This is a genomic window from Collinsella ihumii, assembly GCF_900046475.1.
In the GTDB taxonomy this organism is placed as follows: domain Bacteria; phylum Actinomycetota; class Coriobacteriia; order Coriobacteriales; family Coriobacteriaceae; genus Collinsella; species Collinsella ihumii.
Window position 1 is genome coordinate 201,193 of the sequence record NZ_FCOU01000009.1, and the last position, 19,257, is coordinate 220,449.

20 protein-coding genes are annotated in these 19,257 nt (G+C 61.4%); 1 reads left to right on the plus strand and 19 read right to left on the minus strand.

Going from position 1 to position 19,257, the window contains the following annotated elements; translation table 11 throughout:
• Window positions 1–310 precede the first annotated feature (310 nt).
• The 8 genes from BN3789_RS07595 to BN3789_RS07625 form a co-directional block, all read right to left on the minus strand.
• Window positions 311–853, minus strand: a complete 543-nt coding sequence (locus BN3789_RS07595) for a flavodoxin domain-containing protein (RefSeq protein WP_066832346.1) — start codon at window positions 851–853, stop codon at window positions 311–313.
• Window positions 846–1,418: a TetR/AcrR family transcriptional regulator gene (locus tag BN3789_RS07600; protein ID WP_066832348.1), complete on the minus strand. Its 573-nt coding sequence runs from the start codon at window positions 1,416–1,418 to the stop codon at window positions 846–848. Before BN3789_RS07600 ends, BN3789_RS07595 begins: the two co-directional genes overlap by 8 nt.
• Before the next feature lie 100 nt (window positions 1,419–1,518).
• Window positions 1,519–2,232 (minus strand): flavodoxin family protein, encoded by a 714-nt coding sequence (locus BN3789_RS12390; protein ID WP_079989178.1) that lies wholly within the window; start codon window positions 2,230–2,232, stop codon window positions 1,519–1,521.
• Entirely contained in the window at window positions 2,229–2,807 is a 579-nt protein-coding gene (locus BN3789_RS12395) for a TetR/AcrR family transcriptional regulator (protein ID WP_161938989.1), read from the minus strand. The genes BN3789_RS12390 and BN3789_RS12395 overlap by 4 nt, the downstream gene beginning before the upstream one ends.
• 657 nt (window positions 2,808–3,464) lie before the next feature.
• On the minus strand, window positions 3,465–4,370 hold the full coding sequence (locus tag BN3789_RS07605) for a TrmH family RNA methyltransferase (protein WP_066832616.1): 906 nt from the start codon (window positions 4,368–4,370) through the stop codon (window positions 3,465–3,467).
• Window positions 4,371–4,380: 10 nt separating this feature from the next.
• A complete protein-coding gene (locus tag BN3789_RS13430) occupies window positions 4,381–5,568 on the minus strand; it encodes a dihydrofolate reductase (RefSeq protein ID WP_324608431.1) in 1,188 nt (395 codons plus the stop codon).
• Between the two features lie 9 nt (window positions 5,569–5,577).
• Window positions 5,578–6,426, minus strand: coding sequence for a thymidylate synthase (gene thyA / locus BN3789_RS07620; protein WP_066832350.1), 849 nt, complete (start codon window positions 6,424–6,426; stop codon window positions 5,578–5,580).
• A 273-nt stretch (window positions 6,427–6,699) separates the two neighbouring features.
• Window positions 6,700–7,347, minus strand: a complete 648-nt coding sequence (locus BN3789_RS07625) for a YitT family protein (protein WP_229254259.1) — start codon at window positions 7,345–7,347, stop codon at window positions 6,700–6,702.
• Window positions 7,348–7,436: 89 nt separating this feature from the next.
• Between BN3789_RS07625 and BN3789_RS07630 the strand changes: the two genes are divergently transcribed.
• Window positions 7,437–8,270, plus strand: a complete 834-nt coding sequence (locus BN3789_RS07630; RefSeq protein WP_066832354.1) for a MerR family transcriptional regulator — start codon at window positions 7,437–7,439, stop codon at window positions 8,268–8,270.
• A gap of 19 nt (window positions 8,271–8,289) precedes the next feature.
• Here the strand turns inward: BN3789_RS07630 and ffh are convergent, their stop codons facing one another.
• The 11 genes from ffh to BN3789_RS07680 form a co-directional block, all read right to left on the minus strand.
• Window positions 8,290–9,777 (minus strand): signal recognition particle protein, encoded by a 1,488-nt coding sequence (gene ffh / locus BN3789_RS07635; RefSeq protein WP_066832357.1) that lies wholly within the window; start codon window positions 9,775–9,777, stop codon window positions 8,290–8,292.
• Window positions 9,778–9,821: 44 nt separating this feature from the next.
• The gene (gene ftsY, locus BN3789_RS07640; protein WP_066832359.1) at window positions 9,822–10,736 is read right to left on the minus strand and encodes a signal recognition particle-docking protein FtsY; all 915 of its coding nucleotides are present in this window, start codon (window positions 10,734–10,736) and stop codon (window positions 9,822–9,824) included.
• Entirely contained in the window at window positions 10,737–14,273 is a 3,537-nt protein-coding gene (gene smc, locus BN3789_RS07645) for a chromosome segregation protein SMC (protein ID WP_066832363.1), read from the minus strand.
• A 12-nt stretch (window positions 14,274–14,285) separates the two neighbouring features.
• Window positions 14,286–15,011 carry a ribonuclease III gene (gene rnc / locus BN3789_RS07650; protein WP_066832365.1) on the minus strand — a complete coding sequence of 242 codons (726 nt, stop codon included), beginning with the start codon at window positions 15,009–15,011 and terminating at the stop codon, window positions 14,286–14,288.
• Window positions 15,012–15,015: 4 nt separating this feature from the next.
• Window positions 15,016–15,258 carry an acyl carrier protein gene (locus tag BN3789_RS07655; RefSeq protein WP_066832368.1) on the minus strand — a complete coding sequence of 81 codons (243 nt, stop codon included), beginning with the start codon at window positions 15,256–15,258 and terminating at the stop codon, window positions 15,016–15,018.
• 91 nt (window positions 15,259–15,349) lie between these two features.
• Window positions 15,350–16,372 (minus strand): phosphate acyltransferase PlsX, encoded by a 1,023-nt coding sequence (plsX, locus tag BN3789_RS07660; RefSeq protein ID WP_066832371.1) that lies wholly within the window; start codon window positions 16,370–16,372, stop codon window positions 15,350–15,352.
• A 105-nt stretch (window positions 16,373–16,477) separates the two neighbouring features.
• Window positions 16,478–16,657, minus strand: a complete 180-nt coding sequence (gene rpmF / locus BN3789_RS12400) for a 50S ribosomal protein L32 (RefSeq protein WP_079989180.1) — start codon at window positions 16,655–16,657, stop codon at window positions 16,478–16,480.
• 184 nt (window positions 16,658–16,841) lie between these two features.
• Window positions 16,842–17,396, minus strand: coding sequence for a YceD family protein (locus BN3789_RS07665; RefSeq protein WP_066832374.1), 555 nt, complete (start codon window positions 17,394–17,396; stop codon window positions 16,842–16,844).
• Between the two features lies 1 nt (window position 17,397).
• Entirely contained in the window at window positions 17,398–17,895 is a 498-nt protein-coding gene (locus tag BN3789_RS07670) for an ATP synthase subunit B family protein (RefSeq protein ID WP_066832377.1), read from the minus strand.
• A gap of 156 nt (window positions 17,896–18,051) precedes the next feature.
• A complete protein-coding gene (gene coaD, locus BN3789_RS07675; RefSeq protein ID WP_066832623.1) occupies window positions 18,052–18,549 on the minus strand; it encodes a pantetheine-phosphate adenylyltransferase in 498 nt (165 codons plus the stop codon).
• A gap of 172 nt (window positions 18,550–18,721) precedes the next feature.
• Complete coding sequence (locus tag BN3789_RS07680) at window positions 18,722–19,237, minus strand: RsmD family RNA methyltransferase (protein ID WP_229254260.1); 516 nt, start codon at window positions 19,235–19,237, stop codon at window positions 18,722–18,724.
• Window positions 19,238–19,257 lie beyond the last annotated feature (20 nt).

The window sequence follows — 19,257 nt, forward strand, 5'->3', positions numbered from 1 at the left end:
TCGCAATATCGCATGCTCTGAAGCGGGCGATTACTCAAATAGCGTATCCACCATAGCTCATACAAAACTATCATAAGTGCAGCGGCAATCAACCACCACGACCATACCGTCCATTTATGCAGATTAAAATCAGAAAAAATTAACGCACAGCAACAGGTCAGCACCTCTCCGAGACGTTCAAATGCCAGTAAAATTTTGTTCTCATTCTCCGAAGTATATCCTTGCGGCAGGTTTTTCGTCCAAATAATATTTGGGATCAAGAGCGCCGACAGAAAGAGTAACCCTACATAAGAAAATCCAAGATGACCGTTCATCGGCGTTCCTCCCCGAGAACAAAATCAGCAAGCGGCTCAATATATTCTTTTGAGGTATGGTCATAAGATGTATTCAGAGCTTTCAGCATTTCTTTCTCGTATTCGCTTTTCTCTTTTTTTCGTTTTACCATAGCGGCAAACACCTTCATCATCAGCTTGTCACCGAAAGGCATATTTTCATAGCGCAGTCCGCCCTGCATATAAAAATGGGGAACTTTATCCATCTCTTCTGTTGTAAGATTATTTTTCCAAGCTTCTTCTATCATCTCTGTTGCCGAATTAGGCGTAGCTCCGGTAGCGAAAACAATCAGCTTTTCCGCCGTACTTTTCTCGAAAAGAGCTTTTGCATTTTTCAGTCCGTCCACAAATCCGGCATGAAACCGTCCGCCGAAAATAATGGTTTTGTATTCCGACATTGTCTCTGCGGAAACTTTTTTCAACTCCACGGCGGAGCAGTTCAGCTTTTCGGCAATCCATTCGGCATATTGCTTGGTAAAGCCCGTGACGCTCTTATAAACTACTAAGATCTGCTTATTCATTTCTATTGTCCTCCAATGCTTGTTTCAAAAATGCTTCATAAGCCAGCTCCTGCTGGTTGAAAATTTCAGCTTCGGAAATTGAGGAAGAGGTGACGGAGTAAATTGTTCCGGTACCAATGGTATAAATCAGCATATTCAGGTGCAGCCGCTTTGCCGCAGAAATGGAAATATTTAGATTTTCTGCAATTATTTTTGAAACATTCGGATTGGTTTCCGAACAGTAAATGTCATCAAGAGAGGAAACATTTTTTCGTTCCTGAAACAGATACATTCTGAAAATATGAGGTTCATTTTTTGCAATCTGAATATATGCGTGTCCGGTGCTGCGGAACAGGTCGTTTCTGTCAACGGTTTTTCCGACTTCCGCCAGAATAAAGGTCCTTGCTTTTTCTGCAACGTCATTCTTCAGTCCGTCCATATTTTTGCAGTAGCTGTAAATCGGCTGTACGGAACAGCCCAATTTCTCCGCAATGGTTTTTACAGTCGCTTTTTCAATTCCGTCCTTTCGGGCTATCTCAAAGGCGGCGTCCACTACCATTTCTTTTGTTATCCTTTGCTTTGGCATTGCCGTCCCTCCATAAAAAATAGAGTTATATAAACTTATTATATAACTCTATTTTACATAGACACAGGATAAAAGTCAAGGAAGTTTTTTCAATCTTGCATTAGTACGGTCGCTTTTTGTCCAGCCAGCCTTGCTCTGCCCAATATTTGCCGTCGAGGTATTCGGGATCAGCTTTATGTAAGGACTTTTGCATTTTACGACAGAAAGAAAACTTAAGTTTTGTAATCAAATTTGTATGTGCAGGTTTGGTATAGTCGATGCGTGAAAATTCCCGTGAAAGCTTTTCTATCTTTTTTGTCAGTTCCGTTTGCTTCTTTTGGGAAAGCTTATCCCAGATAATATTACCCATTAAAGCTCCGGTAAAAATACCGATTTTAGAAATGCCCCACCAAGATAAGCTGTGCTTTATATCTTTTGCCGCAGATTTTGCACCGGCACCTAAACACTGTGTAATGATGACCGCACGTTTCCCGAACATTTCAGGAGCAGGGCGGTGCGGCAGCCAGCGGTAAGCAAAATGGTCGAGGAGATTTTTAATTGCGCCGGTTGCGTGAAACACATAAGCAGGAGAGGTCATTACAATTAAGTCTGCTTCCAAGAGCGATCTATCAATTCTTTCGATGTATTCTGCGTCTTTACAAGCCTTTTCGCCCTTTAAGATGCAGTTTGTGCAGCCGACACAGAAATTGGGGCAATCCTTTGGGAGATAGTATTCCGTAATGTTTGCCTTATTTTTAAACTCCGCTAAAAACATCTCTTTCAAGCGGTAGGTTACACCTCGTTTTTCCGTTGCGTTTATAACCGTTATTTTCATTCTGATACCTCCAAAATATCGTGCAGAATTTGCGTGTGCCACGCCTTGCGGTTTTCCTTTTTACTTAAATCAATATCAAGTATTGTCGAGGTCGTTTCATACCGAAGAAATGTCTGCTGCATAACCGAAATCAAGCAAAAAGTCTTTCTTTTTACGGTGCTTTCGTCCCAATCAGGACGGCAGGCAGCGACAAGAGGAAGATATGCGGCATAAGTTCTGTGTGTGTTATCATTTGGTTTTGGATTTTTCATATCGGTAAGCACCGATATTTTTGAAACGGCATAATGCTCAAATAAAAAGTCAAGAGTCATATTGCCGAGATATTCCAGTTTTTCAAAAGGTGGTAAGTCCTTTGTCTTTTCTCGAATACTCTGAAAGTTCTCGACAATTCCGTTTATAATGCGCTCGACGCATAGTTCAATCAGGTTATCCTTGTTTCCAAAATGATAATTGACAAGCCCTAATCCAACGCCTGCTCTTTTGCATATCTCACGGACTGTAACTTCTTCTAAATGTTCCCCTTTTTCCTCAATGAGTTTAATCGTTGCCTGTATGATTGCTTCTTTATTATCCACACTATACCTCCTATTGAACACTGTTCAGTAACATTATACTGAACGCAGTTCAAAAGTCAAGCGATTGCGAAAACAAGTGGAATATGCAACGATTTTCGGTGTCAAAACGCCCTGTTCAAGCGGCTAAGAGAGCAAAAAGCGGCGGGTAACCGCAACAGTTGTTGGTGATAGAAGTGTTGAATATAATGGGGAGATTATGTCGCTGACCGCCCTTGCAAAACTTCTGACCGGCAAGCAGTACTCCATTGCCGGATCAAAATACTTCAAATACAAGGGCGAATGGCTCAACGATATCCGTCATCGGCTTGGCGTTTAAGAATAAACGATAGCCCACAAATTAAACGGTAGTCATAAAAACAAACAATAACCTACTGCCATCCGGTACCTTTGCGGACTGGATTGGCGGTGGGCTATCGTTCTACCGGGGAGCAGCAGACATCTCAAAAGTCGGAAAGCCCTTGAAATAAGCCCATTCAGGCAAAAAGAAAGCACCGCAATCCTGATACCCATTGTATCAAAATTGAGGTGCTTTTTTGGAGAAGCCGAATGTATGGGGAGGAGAGGGCGGTGCGGAACCAGCAGGCTCCCGCATGGCCCCGACCGAGCCACGGGCAGGGGCAATGCGGGAGCTCCCGATCGAAATATATCAACGTTTCTTTAGGCGAACATCCCGGGTCGGTAATGATAGCCGTTGTCCGCATGGGGGCAGAGCTGCCAAAAGGCCACCGCGCTCGCCGCGGCGACGTTCAAAGAATCAACGCCGTGCGCCATGGGGATGCGGATCGTGAGGTCCGACCCGTCGATCGTCTTCGCCTGCAGGCCGGCCCCTTCCGTCCCCATAAACAGCGCAAGACGGGGAATCCCAAGCAGCGCCGGATCGTCGAGCGAGACGGAATCGTCCTCGAGCGCCATCGAGGCGCAGGTGAATCCGGCCTCGCGCAGCTCGCGCAGGCCGTCATGAGGCCAGAAGCGCGCCTCCGTGCCGATGCGGCACCACGGCACTTGGAACACGGTGCCCATGCTCACGCGCACCGCACGGCGGTACAGAGGATCGCAGCACGTGGGGCTCACGAGGATGCCGTCGACGTTCAGCGCCGCCGCGCTGCGGAAGATCGCACCGACGTTCGTATGGTCGACGATGCCCTCGAGCACGCAGACGCGCACCGGACGTTCCTGTGCGCGCTCGACAAGTCCGCGCAGGAAATCGGGGGCAGCGGCAAGGCGCGGGCGGCGAAACGCCGCCAGGGCCCCACGCGTCACGGTGAAGCCGGTCAGCTGCTCCATGAGCTCCATCGAGCCGACGAATACCGGGATATCCCCCGTCCACGCCTCCGCGACGCGCTCAAGCAAAGGCATGAGCTGGTCGAGCCAGCGCTCTCCCATAAGGAAACTCACCGGCTCGAGCCCCGCATCGACCGCGCGCTCGATGACCTTGGCGCTCTCGGCGATGAAGATGCCCTTCTCCGGCTCGAGCACGGACCTCAGCTCGCGCTCCGTCAGGCGCGTGTAGGCCGAAAGGCGCTCGTCGTCAAGCGAGTCGATAAGGATGATCTGCGGTGCCATACCCATGGGCTCACTGCTTCTTCTTGCGGCCGAACAGGTGGCGCCCGGTGTTCTTGAGCTTATCCATCATGGTCGGGTCGGGATGCTCGGCCTCCCATGCGGCACGGCGACGGCGCTTCTCGTACTCGTTGATCAAGGGGTCGCCGTAACCCTGAACCAGGTTGTCGTACCACGCGATCATATCGGCGATGTCCTCGTCGTTGGGGCGGCCCTTGTTCATGCCGCCCATCAGCTTGTAGGGACCCCACGTGTCGAAGCCGGGACACCCGTGCCCCGCGAGGAAGTTGGCGTGCGTCGCACGGCAGATGCCGTCGATATCCTTGCCGTACCACTTGCTCGCACCGCCGTAGGTGAGCAGGCTGAACACGAAGTCGCCTGTACCGACGGAGGCCTGCATGACGCGCGCGAGGTCTTTGTCGATCTCACCCATGTAGATACCGCTCGCGATGCCGATCAGATGATACGGGGACAGGTCGACCTTGGGATTCTTCTTGTCGACGGTCGCGACGTCCAGCGTATCGATCTCGCCGGGAAACGCCTTCGCGAGCGCGTCGACGACCTTCTTCGTGTTGCCGTGGTGCTTGGAGCGGTACAGGATCATCGTCCTGATCTGGGGCCGTTTAGGGGATTCGGTCGCCTGCTGGCCATCGGATGCGGGCTCTGCGTCCTCTTTCTCGTCGGTCGCGGCGGGACGACGATAGGTCACGAACCGGTATTCGATGCCATGGTCCTCCTCGTCGGCCCCGATGAGGGCGGGTTCGGATTCCGATACGACTTCCCAGGCGTCATCTTCATCGAGATTCGGGAAGTGCGTATCGGCCAGGCGCAGGCAATGGGTGCGGGTCACCTCGGCGACCGTGCAGAACGGAAGCAGCTGGCGGTAGACCTCTTCCCCGCCGATGACCCAGGCCTCGTCCTCGTCTGCGATCGCATCCAGAGCCTCGTCGACGCTATGGACGACCTCCACGCCTTCGCGCTCGAACGATGCGTCCCGCGTCAGCACGATGTTGCGGCGGTTCTTCAGCGGGCGGCCGCCCGGGAAGCTGTCGAGGGTCCTGCGGCCCATGATCACCGTATGGCCGGTCGTCAGCTCGACGAAGCGGCGCATGTCGGCCTTGTTGGAAACGATCATGTCCCCCTCGTAACCGATGCCCCAGTCGTCACTCACGGCAACGATAGCGGAAAGCTTGCAGCTCATGGATGCTCCTTAGATTGCGATGGGAATGTTCTTGATCTGAGGGCCGTGCTCATAGCCCTCGACGATCAGGTCATCGGTCGTGAAGTCGTAGAAATCGCGAACCTCGGGGTTGAGGCTCACCTTGGGCGCGGGGTGCTGCGGCCGCGCGATGAGCTCGCGGATGATGTCGACATGGCGGTCGTAGATATGCGCGTCGACGATCACGTGGAGCAGCTCGCCCGCGACCATATCCGAAACCTGCGCCACCATCATGAGCAGGATCGCGTACTGGCACACGTTCCAGTTGTTTGCGGCGAGGATGTCCTGGCTGCGCTGCATGAGGACCATGTTGAGCACGGGCTTGTCGTAGCCCGGCTCATGCGTGACGTTATACGTCACGCTGTAGGCGCACGGGTACAGGTGCATCTCGGACAGGTCGGCGAACGTGTACATGTTGGTCATGATGCGACGGGAGAAGGGCGTGTGCTTCAGGTCGTAAAGCACGCGGTCCATCTGGTCGAAGTCGCCTTCGGGATAATGGGACTTCTGCGCGATCTGATAGCCGTATGCCTTGCCGATGGACCCGGTCTCGTCGGCCCATTCATCCCAGATATGGGAGTTGAGATCATGGATGTTGTTCGACTTGCGCTGGTAGATCCAAAGGATCTCGTCCATCGCGGACTTGAGCGCCGTGCGGCGCAGCGTCAGCGCGGGAAACTCCTCGCGCAGGTCGTACCGGTTCGTGACGCCGAACGATTTGATGGTGTACGCAGGCGTTCCGTCCTCCCAATGCGGCCTGACCTTCTCGCCTTCCGTCGTGGTGCCGCGCTCCAGAATATCCGAGCACATGGAAACGAACAGTTCATCGGCTTTGCTCATGGGCGCTCCTCGAGGGTAGACAGCATCGACTACCCATTGTACCCCGCAGCCAGCGTGGGAAACATGGGCTCGCGCGAGTCGCGACCCAAAGAACGGACGGGAGGGACGCGTCTAGGGAAACACCGACCAATTGCTTTCGCGCAGGGCGTCTCCGCGGCGAGGCGGATGCGGGCGAAGGCGAGAAAGGCGCAGTAGCGCTGCGCCGACGCAGCCTGAGCGCGCAGGCGCCCGATACGGGGGCAAGCGGCGCGAAAGCAATTGGTCGGTGTTTCCCTAAGCCACCTGCGGCTCGTTTGCCGGCTCATCAGAGCCCATGCCCACGATGACATCGATCAGCGGCGAGGAGATGAACACCGTGATCAGCGAATACACGATATTCGTCACGGGGATGTAGCTCAGCGAGAGCAGCAGGACGCTCAGATCGGTGACCAGGTAGCAGCGGGACAGGCGCCAGCCGCTCACCTTCTGGATGGACAGGGCGAGGGCGTCGTCGCCACCGGCAGACGCGCCCCCTCGCACCACCAGCCCGGCTCCCACTCCGACAAACAGGCCGCCGGCGACGGCCGCCACGAGCGGCCAGGCGGAAAGATCGGGCAACAGGTGCGGAAGCTGCTCCCAGATTGCGTAGAACCCCGCTATGAACGCGCTCGAGACCGCAGACCAGCCCAAAAAGCCCGCACCGAGCAGGCGAAGCGCCACGGCATAGCAGAGGATGTCGAGGACGGGAGACACGATCGAGGACGGGATGCCCAGCCAGTGGTTGGCCAAAAGTAGGGCTCCGATCACGCCGCCCTCGGTTATCCCCACCACATGATGGATATTATGGATGCCGAAGGTAAGGATTCCGGAACCGACCACGATCAGGACGAAACGGCGCAGCAGGTCGTGCCAATCAAGCGAAGCCAAACGGGTGCGCAACACGGATATCAGCCTTTCCATCTTCAAGCAAACGGTGCAGCGCTAGACTAAACCTTGGTAACATACCAAGGTCAACTGCGCATGGAGGAATCATGGACGGCACGCCCCTCAAACAGACCTACCGGATCGGCGAGACGTCGGGGCTGTTCGGCATCGGGGCGGACTCCTTGCGCTACTACGAGCGACTGGGGATCGTCGTCCCCCGCCGAGAACCCAACGGATACCGCGTCTACGACCTCTCGGACATGTACAAGCTGACGATCATCAAGGAGCTCCGCGGACTCGGTTTCAGCATGAAGCAGATCGCGGAGTACCTCGAGGGGCAAAACGTCGACAAGACCATCGCCATGCTGGAGGACGAGCAGGCCATCATCGAGCGCAAGCTCGACGAGCTGAAGCGGCGGCAGGTGACGCTCGCCCGACGCGTGGACACCATCCGCAAGACCAAGGAGGCGCGCATCGGCGCCATCGAGATCGTCGACCGCCCGCGGCGCCGCTGCATGAAGATGGCCGGACACCTCGAGCGCGACGAGGAGATGGACCTGCTGATACAGGAGCTGCACCGAAGGTCCGGATCGACGATGCCGCATCTGCTGACGGTGCCCATAGGGGCCTTCCTCGCCCAGGACGCGATCATGCAGGGAGCAACCAACGTGTACGACGGCATCTTCTTCATCGTAGAGGATGAAAAGGCGCCCGCGAACTTCGAACTCCCCGCCGGGCAGTATCTCACCACCCGCTACCAGGGCGGCTACGAGCAGAACGGACGTTTGCTCATCAAACTGCTCGACTTTGCGCACGAGCACGCGCTTCCGCTGGCGGGACAACCGTTCGAGCTCTACGAGATCGACAATCGCGATACAGCAGACGAGCGGGAGTTCATCACCACGATGGAACTCCCGCTCGACGCGAAGCACGCTGATTGACCGCCATGCGGCGCGGCGCCTACTTGCGGCGCATCTGGCGCTCCATCTCGCGCAGCATATCCATCTCGGAGCCGCCGCCCGACCCCAGGCCGCCCATGCCGCCCAGGTTGCCAAGGCCGCCCATGCCGCCCATATTGCCCATTCCGGGGATGCCGGGCATGCGCATCTTCTTGCCCTTCTTGCCCTTCTTCCCCTTCTTGCCGGCCCCGGCCTGCTGAGCCATGGTGCGCATGCGGCTCATCATCTTGTTCATCTCGCCCCATTGCTTCATGAGCTGGTTCACATCGGCGGGCGTCGTGCCGGAACCGCGCGCGATGCGGGCGCGGCGCTGGCCGTTGATGATGGAGGGGCGGTTGCGTTCCTCGGCGGTCATGGACATGATCATGGCCTCATTCTTCGCGAAGACCGACTCGTCGAGGTTGCCCCCCATCTGGTTGAGCAGCTTCTGACCGCCCGGGAGCATGCCGAGGATGCCCTTCATGCCGCCCATCTTCTTGACGGCCTTCATCTGCTCGAGCATGTCGTTCATCGTGAAGCCCTCGCGCAGCATGCGCTCGGCGGACGCGACGGTCTCGGCGTCGGCGGCCTCCTGAGCCTTCTCGATGATACCGATGACGTCGCCCATGCCGAGGATGCGCTTGGCCATGCGGTCGGGATAGAACGGCTCGAGCGAATCGGGCTTCTCGCCCATGGAGACGAACTTGATGGGCTTGCCGGTCACGGCGCGGACCGACAGCGCGCCGCCGCCGCGGGCGTCGCCGTCGAGCTTGGAGATGATGACGCCGTCGAAGTCGGTGCGCTCGGCGAAGGTGGACACCACGTTCACGATATCCTGGCCGGTCATGGCGTCGACGACCATGAGCACCTGATCGGGCTTGACCGCGCGCTTGATGTCGACGGCCTCCTGCATCATCTGCTCGTCGATCTGCAGGCGGCCGGCGGTGTCGACGATGACCACGTCGCGCAGCTTGTCGATGGCCTCGCGGACGGCGTCCTGGGCGATCTGCACGGGATGCGCGCCGTCTCCGCGAAACACCGGCACGCCGATCTCGCCGCCCAGCGTGGCGAGCTGGTCGGCTGCCGCGGGACGGTAGACGTCGCAGGCGGCGAGCAGCGGCGAGCGGCCCTGCTTCTTGAGCAGGTAGGCGAGCTTGACGGCGGCCGTCGTCTTACCGGAGCCCTGCAGGCCCACGAGCATGATCACGTTCGGGATGCGGTTCGAGAACACGAGCTTGCTCTCGGTCGTGCCCAGCAGCTCGGTCAGCTCGTCGAGCACGATCTTGACGACGTTTTGCGCAGGGGTCAGCGACTCCATGACGTCGGCGGTCATGCAGCGCTCCTTCGTCTTGGCGACGAAGTCCTTCACGACCTTGAAGTTGACGTCGGCCTCGAGCAGCGCCATGCGAATGTCGCGCATGGCGCTCGTGATATCGGCCTCGGTCAGCTTGCCCTTGCCGCGCAGGCGGTCAAAGGTGTTGTTGAGGCGATCGGAAAGGCTTTCGAACATGAATCTCTCCCGGATGGATCGAAATGGTGGTTATTCGGCCAGGGCTACTCGGCGCCCACGAGGGCGCGGCAGAACGCGTGCGCGTCGAACGGCTGCAGGTCCTCGACCTGCTCGCCCACGCCGATGCGCAGGATCGGCAGCTTGAGCTTGGAAGCGACCGCCATGGCGATACCGCCCTTCGCGGTACCGTCGAGCTTGGTCATGACGATGCCGTCGACGCCGAGCGACTCGTTGAACTCAAGCGCCTGGGAAAGGCCGTTTTGCCCCGTCGCTGCATCGATGACGAGCACAACGTAGACGGGCATGGGCCCGCCGGCGCACTTGGCGGCGCGCTTGCGGGTGACGTTTACGACCTTGGCGAGCTCCCGCATGAGCTCGGCGGAGGTGTGCAGACGGCCCGCCGTGTCGATCAGGACGAGCTGGCTGCCCTCGCGCTCGGCCACATCGAGGACGTCGTAGCACACGCTCGCGGGGTCGCTTCCGCGCTCGCGCTTGACGACGGGCACGCCGGCGCGCTGGCCCCACACGTCGAGCTGCTCGATGGCGGCGGCGCGGAACGTGTCGGCGCTGCCGATGACCGTCTTGATGCCCGACTTGGCGGCAGCGCTCGCGATCTTGCCGACCGTCGTCGTCTTGCCGGCACCGTTGATGCCCACGAACAGGACGACCGAGGGCGTCGTGGTGAAGGGGTCGACCTTCGGCGTCGTGAAGGTCTCCTCAAGGCGGTCGGCCAGCGCGTCGCGCAGCTGGCGCGCGCTCGTCAGGTTCTTGCGCGCGGCGAGGTCGCGCAGGTCATCGGTCACGTCCATGGCGATATCAGCGCCCATATCGCCCATGACGAGCGTGTCCTCGAGGTCCTCCCAGAACGACTCGTCGACGTCGCCGCCGAAGTAGAAGATCTCGTTGATGGCCTCGCGGCTGCGCTCGAGACCGCGCTTCAGAGAATCGAACAGGCCCATTTATGCATTCACAACCTTTCCCGTCTTGCGATCAAGTCGCTGGCTCACCACGCGGCTGACGCCGTCGGCTTGCATGGATACACCATACAGCACATCGGCGTCCTCCATCGTGCGGCGCTGGTGCGAAATGACCAGCAGCTGCGTGGTCTTGCGCAGATAGTCGATGGCGCCGATCAGCTTGCTCAGGTTCGAGTCGTCGAGGGCGGCCTCGACCTCGTCGAGCACGTAGAACGGCACCGTGCGCGTACGGTATACCGCGAAGAGCAGCGCGAGCGCCGTCAGGCTCTTCTCGCCGCCGCTCATGAGCATCATCTTGGTGATCTTCTTGCCGCGCGGTTGCGCCACGACCTCGATGCCGGTCTCCGCCGGGTGGTCAGGGTCGGTCATCTCAAGGTGGGCCGAACCACCCGGGAAGAGCATCGAGAACACCTCGCGGAAGTTCTCGTCGACCTTCTCGAAGGTGACGAGGAACTGCCGACGCATCTTGCGGTCGATGGCGGCGGAGATCTTGGTGAGCGCGGACCGGGCGCTCTCGAGGTCGGCGAGCTGCGCGGAGATGTAGTCGGCGCGCTCGCGCAGGCGCTCGTACTCCTCGAACGCCACCTGGTTGACCGGCCCCAGGTTGTTGATCTGCCGCACCAGATCGGCGAGCTCGCGCTCGCATGCGGCGCGATCGTCGGGCGCCGGCAGCGACAGGGCCTCCTCGAGCACGGTCTTGCCGTCCGCGGTGATGGCGGCGATGGCGTTTTCGACCTGGACCTCGAGCTTGCCGCGCTGGACCTTGAACTCGGAGATCTTGGACGTCGCCGCGTCGACTGCCGCCTGGGCGGCATCGACCTCGCCGCGCGCGTCCTCGATCGTCTTCTTGAGCGAGGCGGAATCCGCCTCCTCCAGCCGCGCCTGGTCGCGCAGGCGGGCGGCCCAATCGAGCGCGCGCTCCGACAGCGCCTGGTAACGGTCGTGCAGGGGGTCCACGCGGAGCCGAAGCACCTCGAGCGAGCGGGACGCCTGCCTGGTGGCACGGATGCGCCGATCGATGTTGTCGAGGCGCCGGGCGAGCTCGGGCTCGCGCGCCTCAAGGCTGCGCAGGCGCTCCGCCGCCTGGGCCGCGCGGACCTTGGCGTCGGCGAGCTTGCCCGCAGCCTCGGAATCCTCGATGCGGAGCTGCTCGAGGTCGTCGTTGGCGTCCTCGATCTGCGCGGTGAGCTCCTCCGCGAGCGCACGCGCGTCGTCACGGGACTGCGCGAGCTCATCGAGCTTGGGCTGGACCGCGCGAACGGCGGCAGCGGCCTGCTCCCGGCGACGCTCCACCTGCGAGCGCTCGGACAGCGATGCCGAGAGGCTCTGCTCCAGGCGACCGATCTCGGAGAGCAGGGAGGTCCGCTCGCCGTCCAGGCGCGCGATCTCGCCGGCGAGGTCGCCGTCGGCGGCACGGGCCTCCGCCAGCGCGGCCGACGCCTCGGCGACCTGCGACGTGGCGTGCTCGAGCGTGGCCGAGAGCTCGGGCTCGAGGTCTTCGAGCTCGCGGATGCGGCGCTTGCGCTCGAGCGTGCCCGCCTGGGCGTCCCCGGCGGAGCCGACGCGAACCAGCCCGCCGGAGCTGACGCGGACCCCCTCACGGGTCACGTACGTGACGCCCAGCTCCGCGGGCGCCGCCAGGGCCTCGGAGACGGAATCGACGACGTAGACGCCGCCGAGCAGCGCCGCCACGACGTTGCCGTACCCCTCGCGCACGCGAAGGCGCTCGACGAGCCTGAAGCCCGCGGCACGACCGTCGCCCTCCCCTGCCGCGACCTCGCGGGACAGCAAGGTGGCCTCGCCTCTCGAGCGGTTCTGGTCCAGGGCGTACGCGGCAAGCGAGGACAGCGCCGCGGCGTTGTCGACGACGAGCGCGTCGATGTCGGACGCGAGCAGCTGCTCGACGAGCTCCTCGAGGTCCTGGGGCGCCTCGATGAGATCGCCCACGTGCGCGCGCACGGTCCCCGCATGGGCATGGGCGAGCTTCGCGGTCAGCGGCGAGGCGTCGGACATCTTCTCGTCGACCTTACGGAGGCTGGAGAGCTCGGAGACGACCTCCGAGTGGCGCGTGCGCGCCTGGGCCTCCTTGGCGCGGCGGTCGTCGACGGCCGCGCGCGCCTCGTCTGCGGCGACCTTCGCCTCTTCGCGCCTGGAGCGGGCGTCTGCGAGCGTGGCATCGAGCTCCTCGGCGCGCGACCTGCGGCTCTCGAGCGAGGAGCGAAGCTCCTCCACCTGCGTATCGATCTGCTCCAACCTCGAGGCGTACATGGAGTCCTCGAGCTCGGCGTTGGAGACGGTCTCCTTCGATTTCACGTACTCAAGCGCAGCATCGTCGGCCGTGCGCTGCGCCTCGCGCCGCTGACGGTTCAGCGCGTTCAGAAGCGTATCGAGCTCCATGCGACGGGCATGGAGCCTGTCGGCGGCCGGGCCGAGCTCGGCCACATCCGCCTGCGCCACCTCAGCCGCGGCACGAACCTCGTCGAGCTGCGAGCGCACCTGCTCGAGATCCTCGACGACGCGCGTCCGCTGATGCTCGGACCCCGACAGGGTCCCGCGCATCTCCGAGAGCCGGGCCACCATGTTGCGGCCCTTTTCCTCGAGCAGGCGCATGTCCGACCCGATGCGGCCGACGATATCCTGCATATGGCGGCGCTGCTCGCCCAGATCGCCGACGAACAGCCCCTTCTCCTCGAGCATGACCTGCAGCTTCTCGAGCTCCCGCTGCTTCTCGCCCAGGCGGTAGCGCGCAAGCTCGAGCTCCGCGTCGGCCTCTTTGCCCTGCGACTCGAGATCGGCCCAGTTCGCCTGCAGGCCGCGCAGCTCGTCGACGGCGAGGATCTGCGTGAGCTCATGGGCTCGCTCGGTCAGGTCGCGGTGCTTGCGCGCGCGGTCCACCTGGCGCTCCAAGGGCTTGAGCTGGCGGTTCACCTCGCGGCTGATGTCCCGTGCGCGCTTGAGGTGCTCGTCCATCGAGGCGATCTTGCGCGCGGCGCGCTCCTTGCGGCGCTTGTGCTTGGAGATGCCCGCGGCCTCCTCGATCAGGCTGCGGCGCTCCTCGGGACGGCTCTGGAGGATGCCGTCGAGCTTGCCCTGGCTGATGATCGAATGGGTGTCCTTGCCCAAGCCCGAATCATGCAGGATGTCCTGGATGTCCATCAGGCGGCACGGGCTGGAGTTGATGAGGTACTCGCTCTCGCCCGACCGGTACATGCGGCGCGTGACGGCGACCTCGTTGAAGTCGACCGGCAGCACGTGGTCGGAGTTGTCGAGCACAAGCGTGACCTCGGCGACGCCGACCGCCTTACGGGCGGAAGACCCCGAAAAGATGACATCCTCCATGGCCTGGCCGCGAAGCTGCTTGGCGCTCTGCTCGCCGAGGACCCAGAGGATGGCGTCGGAGATATTCGATTTGCCCGAACCGTTGGGACCCACGATCACCGTGAGCCCCGGTTCAAAGGTCATGTGCGCCCGGTCGGCAAAGGATTTGAACCCTTTGAGGGTCAGCGACTTGAGATACACGCGCGCACCCCGCTATCCGAGCTTGCGCTGCAAGATGACCCCGTTGTGCGTATAGCCCATGCGCTCGAGGGCGTCGAGGGCGGCTGCGGCCTCCGCCTCCTTCTTGGAGGAGCCGGTGCCCCGACCGCGGCGGACGCCGTCCACGAGCGTGATGGCCGTGAACGTCGGCTCATGGGCGGGACCGCTGTTGCCGATAACCTTGTATGCGGGCGGCTCGAAGTGATCGCGCTGCACGCACTCCTGCAGAAACGACTTGGGGTTCGTCGGGTGCTCGGCGCGCTCCGTCGCGAGATGCGGCTTGAGCGTGCGCATGATGAACGCCTCGGCAGCCTCCCAGCCGCCATCGAGGTACAGCGCGCCGACAAGGGCCTCGTAGACGTTCTCGAGCGCCGAATGCATGCCGCGGGCGCCCGTGCCCGTCTCGGAGGCACCGAAGATGATGCACTCGTCGATGCCGAGCTCCTGACCGACCTGGGACAGGGTCATGCCGCTCACCAGGGAGACCTTGAGGCGCGTGAGCTTGCCCTCGTCGAAATCGGGATACGTCTTGAACAGCGCGAGCGCCACGACGGACCCCAAGATCGAGTCGCCGAGAAACTCAAGGCGCTCGTAGGAGGCGTCGACGGGCTCGCCCTCGACCGCCGAGGGATGGGTGATGGCGGAACGCAGCAGCTTGTGATCGGAAAACTCGTGGCCGCAGATCTCCTCGATCCGAGCCAGCCTTGCGGATAGGGTCACTGACTTAGTCCTCCTGAGCGGACTCGATGGCCTCGATAGCATCGGAAACCGAGGCGATGGTCATAAGCTTCTCATCGTCGATCTCGAGCTCGAACTCATCCTCCATGGCCGTCACCAGCTGGAGACGGTCCAGGGAATCGGCGTTCAAGTCATCGAACGTCGTCTTCTCGGTGATGCTCGACGCGTCGACGCCGAGGACGTCGGAGGCGATATCGACGATCTTGTCAAAAATCTCAGAACGCTCCATGGGGCAGCTCCTTTCTACACGCGTGCGCGACGCACCGTCGCACACGGCTGATTCTACCCGCTTTGCGCGCACGGCCGCGCGGCGATGCCGATTACCGGACGATATTGTCCATGGAGGCGGCGAGCATCTCCACGAGATTGCTGCGCACCGCCTGCGCGGTGGCGAGCGTGCCGTTCTTGACGGCCTCCACGCTCGTGGCGCCATGGCCGATCAAGACCACGCCGCGCAATCCGAGCAGGACCGCGCCTCCGCGCGAGTCGCCGGAGAGCTTGGCCTGAAGGCCCTTCAGGCTCTTCTTGATGAGGAGCGCGGCGACCTTTCCCCCCATGGAGCCCAAAAGCACGCCCTTCAGCTCATGCAGCAGCAGCTTGGCGGTGCCCTCGATGGCCTTGAGCGCCACGTTGCCGGAGAAGCCGTCGCAGACGACGACGTCGAAGTTCCCGGACGTGAAGTCGCTTCCCTCGCAGTTTCCCGCGAACCCCTTGACCTTCTGCTTCATGAGGGGGAAGCAGGACTTCGTGAAGTGAGAACCCTTCGTATCCTCCGTGCCGTTGGACAGAAGGCCGATACGGGGGTTGGCGATGCCGCAGACGATTCGGGCGTACGTGGCACCCATCTGCGCAAAGCGCACCATGTCCTCGGGCTCGACATCCGGGTTGGCGCCGAGATCGCAAAACACCGTCTCGCCGCCGGCGCGATTGGGGATCGTGCTCACGATGCAGGGACGGATGGGGCGCTTCTCGCCGGTATCGGTCAGGTACTTGAACGGCGTGACGTACGCGGTGGCGGCAGCCGTCATGGCGCCCGTGGCGCCCGCCGAGAAGAAGCCCGCGGCCTCCCCCTTCTTGACCGCGCGGCACGCCAGCACGATGGAGGACTTGCGCTTGTGCATGACCGCCTCGATGGGATCATCCTCCATGGTGATGACATCGGGGGCGACCAGCGCGCTCACGCGCTCGCGCTCCTCGGCAAACGGCTCGACGATATCGGCGGGACCGACCGCGAGCACCTCGAGATCGGCGTCGGCCGCAAGCGCGGCGTCGATGCCGTCGAGCACGACCTGCGGCTCCTCGTCTCCACCCATTACGTCGACAGCGATGCGAACCTTGTTCATGGAAACTCCCCCTACGTAGCGAAATGGCCGACTCCAAGAGCCGGCCATGCACATTCAATATCTCACACGTTGCCCAAAGACACGTGACCGAGACGTCGCACCGAGTTACTCGGTGATGATGACCTCACGATCCTTATAATAGCCGCAGTTGGGGCAAACGTGATGAGGAAGCTTGACGGCGCCGCAACGAGGGCAGACGGAGCGGGAGGGGGCGTCAATCTTCATGTTGGCGGAACGACGAGAGTGAGTGGCTCCGCGGCCCTTTTTTTGCTTAGGTACTGGCATGATGACCTTCCTTAATTACTTATCCCTGGGCACGAATATGCGCAAGTAGCGATATTAGCACAGACGGCCGCATTGTACAGCCCTTTATAATCTCCACATCAGACTTGCGGCACGCCGCCGCCCGAAGAGCTTCCGCCATCTTCGCCCGTCCCCCCATGGCGGAAGAGATGCGATCGAGCGAGGCCTACTCGTCGAACTTAAGGTTCTTGAGCGCGGCGAAAGGGTTCTCGTCGCTATCGATCCAGGCCTGCTCGGCCTTCTCCTCGCAGCCGCAGGGGCCATCGTTGAGATTCGCGCCGCACGTCGGGCACAGGCCGGCGCAATCGGGGCGGCACAGCACCACGAACGGCGTGTCCATGACCATGGCGTCCCAGATGGCACCCGACAGGTCGACGGTCCGCTCGGGACCGACGAGCTCGAAGCCGTCTTCGTAGGCCTCGGCGTCCTCGGGCTCGTGGAACAGGTAGTACTCCTCGATCTCGCCCGCGATGTCGAAGTGGGCGGGGTCCAGGCAGCGATCGCACTGCCCGTCGACGGCCGCGCGGACGAGCCCGGTCACGAGGATGCCGTCACCGGCGTTCGTGAGCACCACGTCGTACGAGACGCCCCCGGGAAGGGAGAACTCCTTCTCGCCCGTCGTGTATCCGGGGATATCGAGATGGCCGTTTAAGGAGAACGACTCGCCGGGATTCTCCAGGCGGTCGGCGAGGTCGACGACGACCGGCTTCATCGCGTCCATGCTACCAGGCACCGTTCTGGCCGTTCGCGCCCTCGTTGAGCTGCTGGCGGCAGCGGGCGACCGTCGACGTCAGGGACTTGAGGTTCTCCTCGAGGTGCGTGAACACCTGCTCGGCATAGTCCTCGGCGGCATAGCGGGTCTCGCGCTCGTACTGCTGGGCGCGCTCGCGGATATCATCGGCCTGCTGCTGGGCAAGGCGGACGATCTCCTGCTCGCCCGCGATGGTCAGCGCCTGCTGCTGCGCGTCGGCGATGATCGAGTCGGCCTGCGCCGTGGCGCTCGCCATGAGCTCGTCGCGCTCCTTCAGGATGCGGCGGGACTTCTGCCACTCCTCGGGATAGCTCATGCGAATCTCATCAAGGATGTTGAAGAACACCTCGGTCTCGATGACCTTGAACTGGGCGGACTTGCCAAAAGGAGGCTTGGCTTCCTCGATGATACCTTCAAGCTCATCGACAAGGCTCTCGATCCTCTCGCCGGGAAAGTTGTCGCCAGCCATCAAGTCTCCTTCCTACGGTTGCTATCAACCGAATATACTACCACACACGATGCTTTACGCAGTTGTACCCACGCATCGCACACGCATCTGGGAAACCCCGGCCGCCCGCTTATCGCGCGCGGCCGTTCGGCACGCAGTGAATTCGCCGGCCGTCTCCTATGAATAGTGGATGCGCAGCGCTTCCACCACGTTGGGGGGAACGAGGCTCGACACGTCGCCTCCGAACGACGAGATCTGCCGCACCACTGACGAGGAGATGTAGCCGTACTGCGGGGCGCTCATGACGAATATGGACTCGAGCTCGGAATCCAACCGATAGTTGAGGTCCGCCTGCTGCAGCTCGTACTCGAAGTCCGTCATGGCGCGCAGGCCCTTCACGAGCGCGCGGGCGCCGACCTCGCGGGCGAAGTCGACCAGCAGGCCGCAAAACGGCCTGACCTCGACGCCGTCGATGTCGGCAAGCGCCTCGCGCGCGAGCGCGACGCGCTCCTCCAGGGTGAACGTGGGTCCGCTCCCGTTCTTGCCGATGGACTCGGCCACCGCGACCGTCACGTAGGGGAACAGGCGGCGTGCGCGGCGCACGACATCGATATGCCCGTACGTGATGGGATCGAAGGTTCCGGGGACGAGCGCATGCTCGATGTTGCTAATCATGAGCTTCAATGCTTTCTTCGAGGGGCAGATGGTGAGGGGCGCCGGTCGGCTGCCTTCGAGCCCGGCGTAGCGCCGCGGCACACCAGGCGATCGATCGGTGCTTTTCTAGCTTACCAAAACCTGACGGGCACAGCCGCGCTTGATTGACCCCACAGGTGACGAGGTGGGCAGGCTATCCCTGGAATCGGAGCAGGTCGACGGCCGTGATGCCGTAACGCTTCTCGCGCTCGACCCCGAAGCGACCGGGCCTCGGGCCCTCATCGGATGCCGCGTGCTCGCAGAGCGCGACCGCGCGCGGGGCGAGCATGCCCGCATCCGCGAGCGCGTCGAGCAGCCGGACGGCGGGGTCCGCCCCCAGCGCGTACGGGGCGTCGATCACGACCAGGTCGAACGGACCGCCCGAGATGCGACCCCGACCGGCATGGGCGAGCACGTCGCCGCAGGTCACCCGGTAGCGCTCGCGACCGCAGCGCAGCGACTCCAGATTCTTGCGGACGAGCGCCGCGGCGCCCCGGTCGATATCGAAGAAGGCCACGAACGCGGCGCCTCGCGACAGCATCTCTATGCCGAGCGCGCCGGAACCGGCGAACGCATCGAGGACGCGCGCCCCCTCGATGCCGTCGTCGAGCGCCGACTCGGCCATGGAGACGCACGCCTCGCGCACGCGATCGGTAGTCGGGCGCGTCACATCGCGCCCCTGGGGCTCTG

Excerpts from the sequence above, each read along its gene's own strand:
- ffh (WP_066832357.1), bottom strand. The coding sequence starts at position 9,777 with ATGTTCGAAAGCCTTTCCGATCGCCTCAACAACACCTTTGACCGCCTG.
- BN3789_RS12390 (WP_079989178.1), bottom strand. The coding sequence starts at position 2,232 with ATGAAAATAACGGTTATAAACGCAACGGAAAAACGAGGTGTAACCTAC.
- BN3789_RS07655 (WP_066832368.1), bottom strand. The coding sequence starts at position 15,258 with ATGGAGCGTTCTGAGATTTTTGACAAGATCGTCGATATCGCCTCCGAC.
- BN3789_RS13430 (WP_324608431.1), bottom strand. The coding sequence starts at position 5,568 with ATGAGCTGCAAGCTTTCCGCTATCGTTGCCGTGAGTGACGACTGGGGC.
- BN3789_RS07605 (WP_066832616.1), bottom strand. The coding sequence starts at position 4,370 with ATGGCACCGCAGATCATCCTTATCGACTCGCTTGACGACGAGCGCCTT.
- BN3789_RS07670 (WP_066832377.1), bottom strand. The coding sequence starts at position 17,895 with ATGGCTGGCGACAACTTTCCCGGCGAGAGGATCGAGAGCCTTGTCGAT.
- ftsY (WP_066832359.1), bottom strand. The coding sequence starts at position 10,736 with ATGGGCCTGTTCGATTCTCTGAAGCGCGGTCTCGAGCGCAGCCGCGAG.
- BN3789_RS07595 (WP_066832346.1), bottom strand. The coding sequence starts at position 853 with ATGAATAAGCAGATCTTAGTAGTTTATAAGAGCGTCACGGGCTTTACC.
- coaD (WP_066832623.1), bottom strand. The coding sequence starts at position 18,549 with ATGATTAGCAACATCGAGCATGCGCTCGTCCCCGGAACCTTCGATCCC.
- BN3789_RS07665 (WP_066832374.1), bottom strand. The coding sequence starts at position 17,396 with ATGGACGCGATGAAGCCGGTCGTCGTCGACCTCGCCGACCGCCTGGAG.
- BN3789_RS07630 (WP_066832354.1), top strand. The coding sequence starts at position 7,437 with ATGGACGGCACGCCCCTCAAACAGACCTACCGGATCGGCGAGACGTCG.
- plsX (WP_066832371.1), bottom strand. The coding sequence starts at position 16,372 with ATGAACAAGGTTCGCATCGCTGTCGACGTAATGGGTGGAGACGAGGAG.
- rpmF (WP_079989180.1), bottom strand. The coding sequence starts at position 16,657 with ATGCCAGTACCTAAGCAAAAAAAGGGCCGCGGAGCCACTCACTCTCGT.
- BN3789_RS07600 (WP_066832348.1), bottom strand. The coding sequence starts at position 1,418 with ATGCCAAAGCAAAGGATAACAAAAGAAATGGTAGTGGACGCCGCCTTT.
- thyA (WP_066832350.1), bottom strand. The coding sequence starts at position 6,426 with ATGAGCAAAGCCGATGAACTGTTCGTTTCCATGTGCTCGGATATTCTG.